Origin of the sequence: Saccharothrix luteola (assembly GCF_020859565.1) — a bacterium.
In the GTDB taxonomy this organism is placed as follows: domain Bacteria; phylum Actinomycetota; class Actinomycetes; order Mycobacteriales; family Pseudonocardiaceae; genus Actinosynnema; species Actinosynnema luteola.
In genome coordinates this window covers 351,871-365,872 of the sequence record NZ_JAJHUO010000003.1, presented here as the reverse complement: position 1 = coordinate 365,872, position 14,002 = coordinate 351,871, and the positions used below count along the sequence as shown (strand labels likewise).

At 72.1% G+C, this 14,002-nt stretch carries 19 protein-coding genes and 1 riboswitch; of the genes, 9 read left to right on the top strand and 10 right to left on the bottom strand.

Annotated features, from left to right (window positions below):
* Positions 1 to 5: 5 nt before the first annotated feature.
* Positions 6 to 737 carry a TetR/AcrR family transcriptional regulator gene (locus LNK82_RS05075; protein ID WP_230565744.1) on the bottom strand — a complete coding sequence of 244 codons (732 nt, stop codon included), beginning with the start codon at positions 735 to 737 and terminating at the stop codon, positions 6 to 8.
* An 88-nt stretch (positions 738 to 825) separates the two neighbouring features.
* On the opposite strand from LNK82_RS05075, the gene LNK82_RS05070 reads away from it, so the two are divergent.
* The 4 genes from LNK82_RS05070 (at position 826) to LNK82_RS05055 (ending at position 4,627) form a co-directional block, all read left to right on the top strand.
* The gene (locus tag LNK82_RS05070) at positions 826 to 2,001 is read left to right on the top strand and encodes an FAD-dependent monooxygenase (RefSeq protein WP_230565743.1); all 1,176 of its coding nucleotides are present in this window, start codon (positions 826 to 828) and stop codon (positions 1,999 to 2,001) included.
* Positions 2,002 to 2,057: 56 nt separating this feature from the next.
* A complete protein-coding gene (locus tag LNK82_RS05065; protein ID WP_230565742.1) occupies positions 2,058 to 2,924 on the top strand; it encodes a RecB family exonuclease in 867 nt (288 codons plus the stop codon).
* 69 nt (positions 2,925 to 2,993) lie between these two features.
* Complete coding sequence (locus LNK82_RS05060; RefSeq protein ID WP_230565834.1) at positions 2,994 to 3,770, top strand: thioesterase family protein; 777 nt, start codon at positions 2,994 to 2,996, stop codon at positions 3,768 to 3,770.
* A gap of 224 nt (positions 3,771 to 3,994) precedes the next feature.
* Positions 3,995 to 4,627, top strand: a complete 633-nt coding sequence (locus tag LNK82_RS05055; protein WP_230565741.1) for a phosphoribosyltransferase — start codon at positions 3,995 to 3,997, stop codon at positions 4,625 to 4,627.
* On the opposite strand, the gene LNK82_RS05050 is transcribed toward LNK82_RS05055, so the two are convergent.
* From LNK82_RS05050 to LNK82_RS05040, 3 genes are read right to left on the bottom strand one after another with little or no spacing between them, the layout of a single operon-like run.
* Positions 4,612 to 4,899 carry an antibiotic biosynthesis monooxygenase family protein gene (locus tag LNK82_RS05050; RefSeq protein ID WP_230565740.1) on the bottom strand — a complete coding sequence of 96 codons (288 nt, stop codon included), beginning with the start codon at positions 4,897 to 4,899 and terminating at the stop codon, positions 4,612 to 4,614. The two genes, LNK82_RS05055 and LNK82_RS05050, sit on opposite strands and share 16 nt — an antisense overlap.
* A complete protein-coding gene (locus tag LNK82_RS05045) occupies positions 4,896 to 5,159 on the bottom strand; it encodes a phosphoribosyl-ATP diphosphatase (protein WP_230565739.1) in 264 nt (87 codons plus the stop codon). The genes LNK82_RS05050 and LNK82_RS05045 overlap by 4 nt, the downstream gene beginning before the upstream one ends.
* Before the next feature lie 53 nt (positions 5,160 to 5,212).
* A complete protein-coding gene (locus tag LNK82_RS05040) occupies positions 5,213 to 5,668 on the bottom strand; it encodes an N-acetyltransferase (protein WP_230565738.1) in 456 nt (151 codons plus the stop codon).
* An 84-nt stretch (positions 5,669 to 5,752) separates the two neighbouring features.
* Here LNK82_RS05040 and LNK82_RS05035 point away from each other — a divergent pair, with 84 nt between their 5' ends.
* Positions 5,753 to 6,928, top strand: coding sequence for a GNAT family N-acetyltransferase (locus LNK82_RS05035; protein WP_230565737.1), 1,176 nt, complete (start codon positions 5,753 to 5,755; stop codon positions 6,926 to 6,928).
* Between the two features lies 1 nt (position 6,929).
* Here LNK82_RS05035 and LNK82_RS05030 read toward each other — a convergent pair whose 3' ends face one another.
* The 5 genes from LNK82_RS05030 to LNK82_RS05010 form a co-directional block, all read right to left on the bottom strand.
* Entirely contained in the window at positions 6,930 to 7,679 is a 750-nt protein-coding gene (locus LNK82_RS05030) for a nucleotidyltransferase family protein (protein WP_230565736.1), read from the bottom strand.
* A 54-nt stretch (positions 7,680 to 7,733) separates the two neighbouring features.
* On the bottom strand, positions 7,734 to 7,880 hold the full coding sequence (locus LNK82_RS05025; protein WP_230565735.1) for a hypothetical protein: 147 nt from the start codon (positions 7,878 to 7,880) through the stop codon (positions 7,734 to 7,736).
* A complete protein-coding gene (locus tag LNK82_RS05020) occupies positions 7,877 to 8,854 on the bottom strand; it encodes a hypothetical protein (RefSeq protein ID WP_230565734.1) in 978 nt (325 codons plus the stop codon). The genes LNK82_RS05025 and LNK82_RS05020 overlap by 4 nt, the downstream gene beginning before the upstream one ends.
* Positions 8,855 to 8,899: 45 nt before the next feature.
* Positions 8,900 to 9,247, bottom strand: a complete 348-nt coding sequence (locus LNK82_RS05015) for a hypothetical protein (RefSeq protein ID WP_230565733.1) — start codon at positions 9,245 to 9,247, stop codon at positions 8,900 to 8,902.
* Positions 9,248 to 9,447: 200 nt separating this feature from the next.
* A complete protein-coding gene (locus tag LNK82_RS05010) occupies positions 9,448 to 10,143 on the bottom strand; it encodes a LysE family translocator (protein WP_230565732.1) in 696 nt (231 codons plus the stop codon).
* 18 nt (positions 10,144 to 10,161) lie between these two features.
* On the opposite strand from LNK82_RS05010, the gene LNK82_RS05005 reads away from it, so the two are divergent.
* From LNK82_RS05005 to LNK82_RS04995, 3 genes are all read left to right on the top strand, one after another.
* Positions 10,162 to 10,818 carry a (2Fe-2S)-binding protein gene (locus LNK82_RS05005; protein WP_230565731.1) on the top strand — a complete coding sequence of 219 codons (657 nt, stop codon included), beginning with the start codon at positions 10,162 to 10,164 and terminating at the stop codon, positions 10,816 to 10,818.
* A gap of 38 nt (positions 10,819 to 10,856) precedes the next feature.
* A riboswitch (cobalamin riboswitch) is annotated at positions 10,857 to 11,037 on the top strand.
* Positions 11,038 to 11,068: 31 nt separating this feature from the next.
* On the top strand, positions 11,069 to 11,248 hold the full coding sequence (locus LNK82_RS05000) for a CbtB domain-containing protein (protein ID WP_230565730.1): 180 nt from the start codon (positions 11,069 to 11,071) through the stop codon (positions 11,246 to 11,248).
* Between the two features lie 11 nt (positions 11,249 to 11,259).
* Complete coding sequence (locus LNK82_RS04995; protein ID WP_230565729.1) at positions 11,260 to 12,000, top strand: CbtA family protein; 741 nt, start codon at positions 11,260 to 11,262, stop codon at positions 11,998 to 12,000.
* Here the strand turns inward: LNK82_RS04995 and LNK82_RS04990 are convergent.
* The gene (locus LNK82_RS04990) at positions 11,989 to 12,654 is read right to left on the bottom strand and encodes an HAD family hydrolase (protein WP_230565728.1); all 666 of its coding nucleotides are present in this window, start codon (positions 12,652 to 12,654) and stop codon (positions 11,989 to 11,991) included. The two genes, LNK82_RS04995 and LNK82_RS04990, sit on opposite strands and share 12 nt — an antisense overlap.
* A 423-nt stretch (positions 12,655 to 13,077) precedes the next feature.
* On the opposite strand from LNK82_RS04990, the gene LNK82_RS04985 reads away from it, so the two are divergent.
* Entirely contained in the window at positions 13,078 to 13,974 is an 897-nt protein-coding gene (locus tag LNK82_RS04985; protein ID WP_308257160.1) for a PAC2 family protein, read from the top strand.
* Positions 13,975 to 14,002: the final 28 nt, after the last annotated feature.

Genomic DNA, 14,002 nt, shown 5'->3' with positions numbered 1-14,002 from the left:
GTGTATCAGGACTGTGTTGGATCAGTGTCGGATCGGATCGGCCCGGCGTCGCCGATCCGGGCGCGGAGGCCGTCGAGGATGAGGTCGAGGCCGAAGCCGAGGGCCTCGTCCTCGCCTCCACCTGCCGCCTCCGCCAACGCCGCCGTCACCGCCGGGTACCGGTCGCCGCGCTTTCGCACCACCTCGGCCACGATCGCGCCGAACTGCGTGCCCGCGTCGCCGTCCGGCGTCGTCGCCGCCTGCTGGGCGATGTTGCGGACGTGCCCGGCGAGCACGGCCAGCACGTCCATCCGCTCGGCGCCGCCCAGGCCGGCGCCGTCGAGCACGGTCAGCGCGGACTCCATCCAGGCCAGCTCGTTCGGGCCGATCACGCGCGGGCCCGTGGTGGCCTCCAGGACCCACGGGTGGCGCACGAAGCCGGGCAGCAGCCCCAGCGCCCACGCGCGCAGCCGGGCGAACCGGTCGCCTCCGCCCAGGTCGGCGGGTGGCGTGCCCATGGCCAGGTCCGCCATCAGCGCAACCAGCTCCGCTTTGCCGGGCACGTAGCGGTACAGGGACATCTTGGTGAAGCCGAGGTCCGCGGCGACCCGCTGCATGGAGACGGCAGCGAGCCCTTCGGCGTCGGCGATCGCGATGCCGGTGCGGGCGATGAGGTCGTGGGTGAGCGCGGGCTTGGGGCCGCGGCGAGGGCCGGGACGGTCGCCCCACAGCAGTTCGAGGCTGCCCGTCAGGTCCATCGCCACCTCCGGTGTTGCCGCCGCAGAAAAACTGTGTCTAACATACACAAATAAAATTGCTTCCGATGGACACAGTTAAGGGGCGGACATGGCGGACAAGCGGGTCCTGATCTCCGGCGCGAGCGTCGCCGGACCGGCGCTGGCCTACTGGCTCGCGCGCTACGGCTTCGAGCCGACCGTGGTCGAGATCGCGCCCGCGCTGCGCGGCGGTGGCGCGGCGGTCGACTTCCGCGGCGAGACGCACCTCACCGTGCTGGAGCGGATGGGCGTGCTGGACCGGCTGCGCGAGGTCCAGACCGGCGGCAGCCCGATGACGTTCGTGGATGAGCGCGGGCGCACCGTGCTCCACCTGCCCGCGGACTTCGCGGGCGGCGACGTCGAGGTGCTGCGCTCGGACCTCTCGCGGGTGCTCCACGAGCACGGCAGGGCGCGGGCGGACTACGTCTTCGGCGACTCGATCACCGCGTTGACCGAGACGCCCGACGGTGTCGACGTGACGTTCGCCTCCGGCGCGCGGCGCACGTTCGACCTGGTCATCGGCGCCGACGGCATCCACTCGCGGGTCCGCGCGCTGGCCTTCGGGCCGGAGGAGCGGTTCGTCAGCCACCTCGGCTACTACGTCGCGAGCTGGGACCTGCCCGCCGGGTTCGACGCGCCGGCCGCGCCGTTGAGCTACAACGTGCCGGGACGGCTGGTGTCCACCGGCGGCGGCCCGGACCGGCCGGGCGCGTTCGTGGCGTTCAAGTCGCCGCGCCTGGAGTACGACCGGCACGACGTGGCCGGGCAGCGCCGGCTGCTCCTCGACGCGTTCCGCGGGGTGGGGTGGCGGACGCCGGAGGTGCTGGCGTCCTTGGCGCACACGACGGAGCTGTACTTCGACTCGATCAGCCGGGTGGACGTCCGACCCTGGTCACGGGGGCGGGTCGCGCTGGTCGGCGACGCGGCCTGCGGCGCCACCATCGGCGGCATGGGCGCGGGCACCGCCGTGGTCGGCGCGTACGTGCTCGCGGGCGAGCTGGCCACCGCGAACGGCGACCACGAGGCCGCGTTCCGGCGTTATGAGGACCGGGTGCGCGACTACGCCCGACGGTGCCAGAAGGGCGGTGACCGGACGGGGAAGTTCCTGGCCCCGGCGAGCCGGTTCGCCCTGCTCGCGCGCAACGGGCTCCTGGGCAACAAGTTCCTGCTCGACCTCATGTTGAAGGCCGGCAAGGACATCACGAACAAGATCGACCTGCCGGACTACGCGCACGCCGCCGCGTAGCGCCTCGCGCGGTTCGGACCCGATCTTGTCGGGGGGTTGGCCTATGGTTCTGGGCCATGGCAGTGCCGACGATCACCGAGCGCCCTGTTCGCAGGCCAGCGCTGTCGCCCTCGCGAGCGGGCGACTTCAAGCAGTGCCCGCTGCTCTACCGCTTCCGCGCCGTCGACCGGCTGCCCGAGAAGCCGACCAGGGCGCAGGTGCGCGGCACGGTGGTGCACGCGGTGCTGGAGGACCTGTTCGGCCTGCCCGCCGACGAACGGCTGCCGGAGAGGGCGCGGGCGCTGGTCGGTCCGGCCTGGGAGCGGGTGCGGGCCGAGCGGCCGGAGTTCGCCGAGCTGTTCGCCGAGGGCGATCCCGAGCAGGAGCGGTGGCTCGCGTCGGCGGAGGAGCTGCTGGACGGCTACTTCGGGCTGGAGGACCCGCGCCGGTTCGACGCCGACGCCCGTGAGCTGCTGGTGGAGTGGGAGCTGCCCTCGGGTGTGCTGCTGCGCGGGTACATCGACCGCGTGGACGTGGCGCCGACCGGCGAGATCCGGGTGGTCGACTACAAGACGGGCGCCGCGCCGCGCGAGGTCGGCGAGGCCAAGGCGTTGTTCCAGATGAAGTTCTACGCGCTGGTGCTGTGGCGGCTGCGCGGCGTGGTGCCGCGCCAGCTGCGGCTGATGTACCTGGCCGACCGGCAGGCGTTGGCCTACCAGCCGGACGAGGCTGAGCTGACCCGGTTCGAGCGCACGCTGGAGGCGATCTGGGACGCCATCCTGCGCGCGGCGAAGTCCGGCGACTTCCGGCCGAACCCGGGCAGGCTGTGCGACTACTGCGACCACAAGGCGCTGTGCCCGGCGTTCGACGGCACGCCGCCGCCGTACCCGGGCTGGCCGGAGCCGGACGCCGGGGTGGAGACCGCGCTGGACCGGGCCGACTGACCGGGGTTCGACCGAGGGTCCGGCGCTGACGGGCTCGTGCTGATGGAGTTCGTGCTTGATGGAGTTGTGCTGATGGACGCGTTCTACGAACAGCTGGACCACGACCGGTTCGCCGCCACCGGGCACACCACCGGTCCCTGGGGCGAGGACAGCCAGCACCTGGGGCCGCCGTCGGCGCTGCTGGTGCGGGCGTTGGAGCGGTGCGCGCCGCGGCCGGAGGCGGTGCTGTCGCGGGTGGCGTTCGAGGTGCTCGGCCCGGTGCCGGTGGCGGAGCTGACCGTGACGGCGTCGGTGGTGCGGCCGGGGCGTTCGGTGGAGCTGCTGTCGGCCGAGTTGGCGCACGGGGGCCGCCCGGTGCTGCGGGCGAACGCGTGGCGGATCGTGGCGGGCGACACGGCGGCGGTGGCGTCCGGCGCGGGTGAGCCGCTCGTCGCGCCGGCGGCGTGCGAGCCGATGGCCGTCCCCGAGCACTGGCGGGGCGGCTACCTGGCCGCGATGCAGTGGCGTTCGGTCAGCGGCGGCATCTTCGCGCCCGGTGACGCGGTGGTGTGGGCGCGGCCGCAGGTGCGCGTGGTGGCCGGCGAGGAGCCGAGCGCGGCGCAACGCCTGTTCACCGTGGCCGACTCGGCGAGCGGCGTGTCCAGCCGCCTGGACATCCGCACGTGGTACGCGATCAACACCGACCTGACCGTGCACCTGCACCGCGAGCCGGTCGGCGAGTGGTTCGCCCTGGACGCGCGCACGGTGATCGGACCGTCGGGGGTGGGCGTGGCGAGCAGCGTCCTGCACGACGAGCACGGGCCCGTGGGGCGCAGCGCGCAGTCGCTGTTCGTGCGGGAGCGCTAGCTAGGGCAAAGCTAAGGCCTGTTTCACAAGTCCGTGTTCGCGATAGTCGGGCCTGAGGCGGCCCCCGGGGGCACGGCCGGACGGGCCACATACAACAGCGGTATGCGGCCCGTCCGGCCGCACCGCCAGGAACCACCTCCAGCGCGACTCTCATCGAACGAGACTTGCGAAACAGGCCTAGGCCCACGGTCGCAGCCGGCACGCGTGGCGCGCACCATGGGGCCATGAGGTTCGCGGACCGCTTCGACGCCGGACGGGTGCTCGCCCGGGCGCTGGCCGGCGAGACGTGGACCGATCCCCTGGTGCTCGGCCTGGCCCGCGGCGGCGTGCCGGTGGCGTTCGAGGTCGCCTCGGCGCTGGGCGGTGAGCTGGACGTGGCCGTCGCGCGCAAGATCGGCGCGCCCGGCCACCCCGAGTACGGCATCGGCGCGGTCACCGCGAACGGCGAGCCGATCTTCGACGAGGACGCGCTGCGCCTGCTCCGCCTCACCCGCGAGGACCTGGCCGAGACGTGCGAGGCCGAACGGCGGGAGGCCCGGCGGCGGCTGGAGCTGTACCGGGACGGCCCGGTGCGGTTCGAAGGCCGTGACGTGCTCGTGGTGGACGACGGCCTGGCCACCGGCGTCACGGCTCGTGCCGCGCTGCGCGAAGCCCGCGGTGAGAACCCGGGACGCCTGGTGCTCGCGGTGCCGGTGGGCGCGGCGGACTCGGTGAGCGCCCTGCGCGCGGACGCCGACCTGGTGGTCTGCCCGCACCCGCGGGTGGACTTCCGGGCGGTCGGCCGGTTCTACGGCCACTTCGACCAGACCACCGACGAGCAGGTGATCGAACTGCTGCGCCGTCAGAGGGCGCGGTAGTGCTCGACGGTCGGGAACGGGTCGTAGAAGTGGTGCAGCAACGCCTTCCACCGCGGGTACAACGGCCCCTGCCGGAAGCCCACCGTGTGGTCCTCCAGCCGTTCCCACCCCACCAGCAGCAGGTACCGGGACGGGTGCTCGACCGACCGCCGCAGGTCGAGCGAGACGAACCCGGGCGACTGCGCGATGACCTCCCGTGCCTGGTCGAACGCCCGCTCGAAGTCCGCCTCCAGGCCGGGGCGGACGTCGAGCGCGGCGACTTCCAGGATCACAGGTGCTTGTAGACGTCTTCGAGGGTGAGACCGCGGCCGAGCATCAGGACCTGCACCCGGTACAGCAGCTGGGAGACCTCTTCGGCCAGGCGCTCGTCGGACTCGTGCTCCGCGGCGATCCAGACCTCGCCGGCCTCCTCCAGCACCTTCTTGCCCTGCGCATGCACCCCGGCGTCTAGAGCCGCGGCGGTGGCGGAGCCCTCAGGGCGGGTGCGTGCGCGTTCGCTCAGCTCGGCGAACAGCTCGTCGAAGGTCTTCACGGGGTCTGATCCTCCCATCCCCCGAACGGCCGCAGGCACCCAGGGTGTGGCCGCTAGATCCCGTAGTGCGGGTCAATGAAGGGCCACACCTCCGCGATCCACTTCGGCACGAACGCGTCCAGCGCGCGCTCCAGGTCGGTGCCCACGCGGTCGTCCACGACCCACCACGAGATCTGCGCGTCGGCGGTGCGCCCGGGGTCCTCGACGGGGTCGATGTAGACGCAGCCGTACAGCTCGGTCTCGTCGGCGTTGAAGAGCGCGTAGTTGAACGACTCGTGCGCGTCCTGCTCCCGTTCGTGCCTGGCGAGGTCGACGCGGTCGTGCTCGTGGGTCATGTCGGCCGGCGGCCAACCCCACTTCTCGCCGTACAGCGACCACAACCGCTCCTGCGAACCCATCACGGCGGGGTAGTCGACGTCCACATCGGACTCGCGGATGGGTCGCAGGTGGTGTTCGGCGTCGAGCGGGACGCGGGTCGGGTGGGCGAAGTCAGCGGGCAGCCAGGGCATGGCGCGGATTCTGCGTCGGCGGGGGCGCGACCGCCACCGAAAAACCGATGGCGCGATTTCGGACACACCCCACACACTGCACCGATGACCGATGGGCTGGTGCTGCGGACCGCGCGCCCGGAAGACCTCGACCAGATCGGCGCGCTGCTGGTCGACCGCGGCGAACCGGCGGACGCCGTCGACCACCGCCTGGTGGTCGAGGACCCGGACGCGGGCTGGGAGGCGTGCGCGGTCGTCGTGGACGGCGACAAGGTCGTGTCCACCGCGACCCTGCTGGACGAGACGCTGGTGCTCGACGGGGTGGAGATCCCGGCCGGCCAGGTCGAGCTGGTCGCCACCGACCGCGCCTACGAGGGCCGCGGGCTGGTGCGCGCGCTGATGGGTTGGGCGCACGAGCGGTCTGCCGCGCGCGGCCAGCTGGTGAACGTGATGCTCGGCATCCCGTACTTCTACCGCCAGTTCGACTACACGTACGCGATCCCCATCTCGGCCACCCGGCCGGTGTCGGGCCGTCCCGACGGCGGCGGGCACGCGGTGCGCGAGGCGGGGGTCGAGGACATCCCGGCGATGGCCCGGCTCCAGGACGCCGAGCAGGCGCGGGCCGACCTGCGGATGCCGCACTCCCCCGGCCTGTGGCGGTGGTTGGTGGCGCGCGACGGCAGCACGCAGTGGCTGGTGGAGCGGGACGGCGTGCCGGTCGCCACCGGTCGCACCACCCCGCCGGAGGAAGGCGTGCGGCTGTGCGAGGTGGCGGCCGTCGACGAGGCGGCGGCGCACGCGCTGCTGGCGTTGACCGGGGCCGACGAGGTGACCGAGCGGCCGGGGTCGGTGGCGGGCGAGGCGCTGGAGCCGTTCCTCGGGCCCGCGGAGCCGGAGGCGAACTCGTACTACGTGCGGATCGGCGACCCGGTCGCGCTGCTGGAGCACTTGCGGCCGGTGTTCGGGCGGCGGTTGACGGGGGCCGGGTTCGGCGATCAGGAGGGCGAGGCGGTGGTCTCGTTCTACCGGTCGCACGTGCGGCTGCCGTTCAAGGCGGGCGAGGTCGGTCCCGTGGTGGCGGGCGGGCGGATGCAGGCGCCGGGCGCGGCGGGTGGCTGCGGCGTGGCGCCGGACATGCTGGCGTCGCTGCTGTTCGGCCCGCACGGTCTGCGCGGCCTGACCGCGCGGGAGCCGGACGTGTACCCGGGTCCGAACGCCGAGCTGATGCACGCCCTGTTCCCGCCGGTGCGCGGTGACCTGATGACGTTCTACCTGCCGTAGGTCAGGTGGCGGCCCGGAACAGGTCCCGCGCCTCGATGATCGCCCGGGCCAACGCCTCGGGCTCCGGGCGCAGCGCTGCCACGATCGCGTCGACACCGCGCAGCCCGGCCTCCTGCAGCAGCCGCTTCTCGTTCGTCGTCCACTGACCGCGTGCCGCGAGCACCGCGTGCGCGGTCTGCAAGGCGGCGGTGACCAGCGTGGCCGCGACCTCGGCCAGCCGGCCGCTCGGCGCGTGCGCGGTGAGGGCGTAGTCCAGGGTCAAGGCCGCCTTGTCGCGCCAGACGGACGGCGCCGCCGCGCGCAGCGCCTCCGGGTAGGTCGGGCGGGGCAGGGCGCCGCGCAGCACCCTGTTCAGCGCGAGTTCGCCGACGACCAGGTAGCTGGGGATGCCGGCGAGGTGGAACATCAGCGGCTCCGAGTGGAAGCGGCCCCGCTCGGCCTCGGCGAGTTCGTGCTCGACCACGTCGAGGTCGCGGTAGTGCACGTCGACGCGCCTGCCTTCGACGGTGAGCCAGGCGCCGCCGTTGAAGACGCCGCCGCCCCACCCGCCGAGCTCCGAGACCTCGCCCTCCCACCCGACCGCGCGCAGGTCGGCGGGGTCGAAGTCGCCCCGGTAGTAGACGGCGAAGTCCCAGTCGCTGTCCGGGGTGGCGGTGCCCTGGGCGCGGGATCCGCCGAGGGCGACGGCGCGCACGGCGGGCAGGGCCGCCAGCCGGTCGGCGACGTGGTCGAGGAACGCTTCGTCGGTCATGGGCACGCGCTATGCATAGCCGCGGGTCGGGGGCCGCGTCAGCCGAATTCCCCGTCAGAGGGTCGCGAACTCGACGCCCATCGCCACGCCCGCGAGCACGAGCAGCGCGCCCGCGGCGGTGAGGGCGCGGCGGTAGCCGGTGTCGCCGAGCCTGCGGCGTCCGCGTGCGACGAGCAGGGCCGGGTCTGGCGCGCTGATCAATTCGCCAGGATCTGCAGCACCTGGGGCGAGTCGTCGCCGACGATCGCCAACACGGTGAAGTTGCCCGAGACGACCTCGGTCTTCGGACCGAAGTGGTCCGTGACGTACCGAACCTCCGATGCATAACTTCCGTGAATTCTTATCAAACCGTCGGCCTGACTTGTCTCCATTCTCACGTTGAGCAGCGGATCGCCGGTGAAGGACCAGTCAGCTTGCTCCCTCCGGCTGAGGTTGACCGGCTGTGGGCACCGGGGAGGCGGAGGGATGCGAGTGGCATTCGCGCATTCGTCGAACACTTCCTTGACGACAGGGAGGAGGTCGTCCAAGGACACGTCCACACTCCTCTTCGTCACGCTCTCACCTGGAAGCGGCGGTATCCCCTTCAACGGGCCCACAGTTGCCTTGTCGTTCTTCCAATCGATCCTGGATTGGTAGCCCACGACGTAGGTCTTCACCTTCGAGTCACCGAAGTAATCCTTGTAGGCGAGGGTCATGACGGCGTTTCCCCGGACAGCGAAGTGGTCGTCACGCCAGGCCATCTGGTGACCGTCGACCGGGTCGCCGTGCAACGACCACGTCACGATTTGGTTGGTCGCAACCGAGGTGCCGGCAGCCTGCGGGCAGTTGAGAGGAGCGGTCACCATGGTCTTCGCGCAGTCGCGGAGCGCATTTTCGAGTGCGTCGACCAGTACTTCGTTCACGGCGGAGGACGGCCTGGCACCGCTGTCGGTGGTGTACTCCTCGTCCGGGTCGTAGAAACAGGACACCAGGCTCACCGCCAGGAAGAAGGCGGTGACGGCCCCTACAGCCACCAAGAACTGTCTGCCGGTCAGCTGCGCCGGAGGCTGGGCGGAAGTTCCGCCAGAGGACGGTTGCCCGACCATCTGGATGATCACACCCGTGCTGGAGACCGACCCCGGTCCGGAGGCGGTCGCGGGACCGGTCCCCTCGATCTTGATCTCGGTTGGCTTCATCTGCCCGCGTGCTCCTCGGGCCGTCCGGTCATGCGGCATGTCCGATCAGTCCAGTCGGATTCCGGTGTTGGCGTGACCGCCTCCCGTCGCCGTGGCCTTGCCCGTATTGCGCACTTCCACCGAACCAGTCAGATGTCGAGCCTTGCCCTGAAGTCCCGTGTTGGCGTCGCCCCCATCCGCAGCTTCCGCGTCACTGGTCCCAGAAATGATCTTGGCAGTGAGAGGAAGGCGTTTCGGCAATGCCGCCCAGACGGCAACACCCACGGCAGCGACGGCCCCCAGGGCGGATGCGATGGCTGCCACCTTGCTCGCATCGTCCCACCGCGCGATCGCGAACCACAGCCCCATGCCGGCGACCACGAGGAGGGTGAGCGCCAAGACGGTGCGCCCCACGGTTCTGCCATGATCATAATTACCCATGACTTATTGTCGCATCCGGCCGAATGACGTCACACAGTTGTGGGCACAGTCGAGCAGTGCTCGGCTTTTGACCTCAACGATTAAGCCGAAAAGGTGCGGGCGATTGCGCCTTTTGCAGGCATTCCATCCACATCGGCGATCCATCGCTCCATGTGCCGACTCCTCGCATCGGCTTATGTACCGTAGGTCGCGAACTCGACGCCCATCGCCACGCCCGCGAGCACGAGCAGCGCGCCCGCGGCGGTGAGGGCGCGGCGGTAGCCGGTGTCGCCGAGCCTGCGGCGTCCGCGTGCGACGAGCAGGGCGATCACCACCTTGCCGCCGACCAGGGTCAGGTAGAACCCGGTCAGCAACGCCGCGCCCGCGATCGCCGACGTGCGCCAGGTGGTGATGGTGAGGGGGCCGAGCGCGGTCGCCCACGCGATCCACGGGTGCGGGCTGAGCAGGTTCACCAGCACCGCTCGGCGCAGGGCCGCGGCATCCGCCGACCCGGAATTGTCGGACCCCGGCGGTAGAATCGAATTCAGGGTTCCCCTGGGCGGTGACCCCTGCGAAGCACGGCCTTCGGCCGGCGGGGGCTGGGTGGTCAGTGAGGCCGATCGGGCGTCCCGGACGGTCTGCACGCCGGTCCACACCACGAACACCGCGCCGACGACGCCGAGCACGCCCAGCGCCCACCCGGGCAGGCGGTCCAGCACGAGCAGGGTCACGGCGACCACCGCGGCGTCCGACAGCAGCGGCGCGCAGGCGGTCAGGGCGCCGGCCTTCCAACCCGACCGCAGCGCCGACGTCACCACCAGCACCAACAGCGGACCGGGGCTGATGCTCGCGGCCAAGCCGAGGGCCAGTCCCCACCCCAGTGCGTCCACGGCGGCAGACTAGGTCACGTGTCCGAGTTCGCCCGAGTCCTGGTAACCCTGCGGCAGATCCGCGGCCTCAGCCCGTTCTTCGCCCTGGACGTCGGCCGACCCGACGACAGCTGGCACGACGGCGCGGCCCTGTCGCACGGCCCCGCCCTCCCCGACGCCCTCGACCGGATCTCCGCCCGGTACCGCACCCGGGAACGGCGGGTCGCCGCGTCGTTGTTCTTCCTCGGCTACACCGCGCGGCTGCTGAGCCCGGTCGTCGCCGCACGCGCGGTCGGCGGGGAGGTGCCCGACATCCGCCCGGCCAACCTGTGGTGGCGGTACACCCGGGAAGGGCTCCAGGTCCGGCTCAAGGACCCGGTCACCGGCGTCGGCATCGCCGAGTCGCTGGAGCCGGCGGTGGAGGCGGTGCACGCGGTCGTGCCGGTGGCCCGCGGCCTGCTGTGGGGCAACGCGGGGTCGTCCGCGGCGGGCGCGCTGCGCACGATCAGCCGCAGCGGCGTCGACTGCCAGGCGTTGGCCGACGACCTCTTCGCCGACTCACCGCTCAAGGGCACCGGCGAGTTCATCCCGTTCCCCGGCGAGATCGTGTTCCGCCGGCGCAGCTGCTGCCTGTACTACCGGCTCGACGGCGGCGGCACGTGCGGTGACTGCCCGTTGCCCGCTCGCCGGGTGTGAGCAACGACAACTCGTCTGGTCGGTTGTGCCGGCCCTCGATCGACATCTACGGTCGCAGCGCCGCAGTGGACGGGAAGCCGGTGTGAATCCGGCGCGGTCCTCGCCACTGTGACCGGGGAGCCAACCCGCCGAGAACGTCACTGGCCGCGTGCGGCTGGGAAGACGCGGGGACGGCGTCGATCCGGGAGTCAGGAGACCGGCTGCGGCACGAGTTGTTGTTGACCTTCCACGAGGTATGGAGGAGGCCGTCATGACGAGCCCCGTGCTTTCCACCACCGTCCCCAAGTGGGCCTACGCCGTCGCGCTGGTCGCGCTGGCCGTGACCTGGCTGGTCCTGCAGGAGAACGGCGTCGCGCTCGGCCACGCCGCCGAGACCGTGCACGAGTTCTTCCACGACGGGCGCCACGCGCTCGGCGTCCCGTGCCACTAGGCGCGGTCGCCATGTCGACGAACACCTACAAGGGCCTGCTGCTGCGCGGTGTCGGCGCGGGCGCGGTGGCCGGGCTGCTGGCGGGCCTGGTCGGCCTGCTGGTGGTCGAGGCGCCGATCCGGGCGGCCCTGGCCGTCGAGCAGGCACGGCCCGCGTCGCCCGACGCGGGTCACGGGCACGGCGAGCTGTTCAGCCGCGGCACGCAGGTGGTCGGCGGTGTGCTCGCCGCGGTCGTGGTGGGTGTCGCCGTCGGCGCGCTGTTCGCCACCGCCTACGCGGGGTCGCGGCGCTGGTTCACGTCGAAGGCGCCGTTCGTCCGGGCGGTGGCGCTGTCGGCGGCGGCGTTCGGGGCGGCGGCGTTGCTGCCCGCGGTGAAGTACCCGGCCAACCCGCCGGCGGTGGGCGACCCGGACACGGTGGAGTACCGGACGGTGCTCTACCTGGGACTGATCGCGGCCGGGCTGCTGGTCGCGGTCGGTGCGAGCTACCTGGCCTCCCGGTTGGGCCGCCTCGGCACGCCGGTCCGGGCGACCGCCGTGGCGCTGGCCGTGGTGGCGGCGGTGGTCGTGCTGCTGGTCGCGTTCCCGGCGACGCCGGACGCGGTGCCGTCCGACGTGCCGGGCAGCGTGCTGTGGGAGTTCCGGCTGGCCTCGCTCGCCGAGACGGCCACGCTGTGGCTCGGACTCGGCGTCGTGTTCGGCCTGCTGGTCGACCCGGCGACGCGCCGGGCGGGACGGGTGTCAGCGGTCTAGCAGCGGGGCGAGCGCCTCGAGGTCCACTCCCACCAGGGACTCGCGGAACACGCGGCGCTCGCCCGGCTCGACCGGCACGTCGCACGGCACGACCAGGACCGTGCAGCCGGCGGCCACGGCGGAGGCGACGCCGGTCGGCGAGTCCTCGATCGCGACGCACCGGGTCGGGTCGACGCCGAGCAGCCGCGCGGCCTTCAGGTACGGCTCGGGCAGCGGCTTGTTGCTGCGGTCCACCTCGTCGCCGCACACCGTGACGTCGAACAGGTCCCGCCCGATGGTGTCCAGCGCTACCTCGGTCAACTGCCGCTCGGTCGACGTCACCAACGCCATCGGCACGCCCGAGTCGCGGACCGCGCGCAACGCCTCGCGCGCGCCCGGACGCCACGGCAGGCCGGCGCGGAACACCTCCTCGGTGCGCCGCATGATCCACGCCGCGCCGTCGGCGACGTCCTCCTCGGACGGCCGCTCGACGCCCACTTCCGCGAACAGCATCGACATCGTCCGGGGCACGCTCGACCCGACCATCGCCTGCCTGGTCGCGAGCGACAGCGTGCCGCCCAGCTTCTCGACGAACTCGTAGAGCGGGATGTCCCACAGCTTCTCGGAGTCCAGCAGCGTGCCGTCCATGTCCCACAGCACAGCCTCGACCGTCATGTACGTCCTTCGTTGATCACGCGTGGTCGTATCCTTCACCTGTTCGAGGCAAGTATCCCGCAGCGTTGCGCACGGAGCGTGATCGAGGGTGGGCGGCTCGGCGCCCGGTCGGGCCGGGTCGAGGACGAACCGGCGAGATCGACCCCGAAGGTGTTGGTCTTCGCGGCGTCCGCGCCGGATTCGGGGCGGTCGGGGCGTGCTCGGCGCACGGCGGCGGACCTGATCACGGTCAGGCTTTCGACGCGGCCCTTTGACCTGCGAAATCATCGGAGGTCGGAGCGGTGGGCCGGGGCGTGGCGCCCCTTGCGCGGGGCGCGAGGGGTACGCGGTCGGCGGGCGCGCCCGGGAACGGCGGCGTGACACGAACCGACATGGGCCAAGCCTACGGCGTCGGGTGTGCGGCGGTGGTCGTAGTCTGGCCGCGTGACCGATCCGGACCAGGCCGCCCAGACCCCCTTCGACCCCAGCGAACCGCTCACCAACCCGATCATGGTGGCGGCGTTCGAGGGGTGGAACGATGCTGGCGACGCCGCCAGCACGGCGATCGAACACCTGCAACTCACGTGGGACGCGACGCCGTTGGCGGAGATCGATCCGGACGACTACTACGACTTCCAGGTGACCCGCCCCACCGTCCGCCTGGTGGACGGTGTCACCCGACGGGTGGAATTCCCGACGACCCGCCTGTCGGTCTGCCGTCCGCCCGGGTCGTCCACCGACGTGGTGCTGGTGCACGGGATCGAGCCGAACATGCGGTGGCGGAAGTTCGCCGCGGAGCTGCTCGGCCACATCGAGGACCTGGGCGTGACCACCGTGGTCACGCTGGGCGCGCTGCTGATGGACACCCCGCACACCCGGCCGGTGCCCGTGACGGGGACGGCGTACGACGAGGCGGCGGCGGCGAAGTACGGGCTGGAGCGGTCGCGGTACGAGGGGCCGACCGGGATCGTCGGCGTGTTCCAGGACCTGTGCGTGCAGGCGGGCGTGCCCGCGATCTCGTTCTGGGCGGCCGTGCCGCACTACGTGTCCCAGCCGCCCTCGCCGAAGGCGACGCTGGCGCTGCTGCACCGGGTCGAGGAGGTGCTGGACGTCGAGGTGCCGCTCGGCGCGCTGCCCGAGCAGGCCGAGGAGTGGGAGCGGACGGTCAGCGAGATGGCCGACGAGGACGAGGACGTGCGCAACTACGTGCGGGCGTTGGAGGAGCGCGGGGACGCGGAGATCCAGATCACCGAGGCGAGCGGTGACGCGATCGCGGCCGAGTTCGAGCGGTACCTGCGGCGGCGTGGCCGCGGGCCGGGCCGCGGGCCGACCGGGATGTGACTCCGCCCGACCCGACGACCCGGACCTG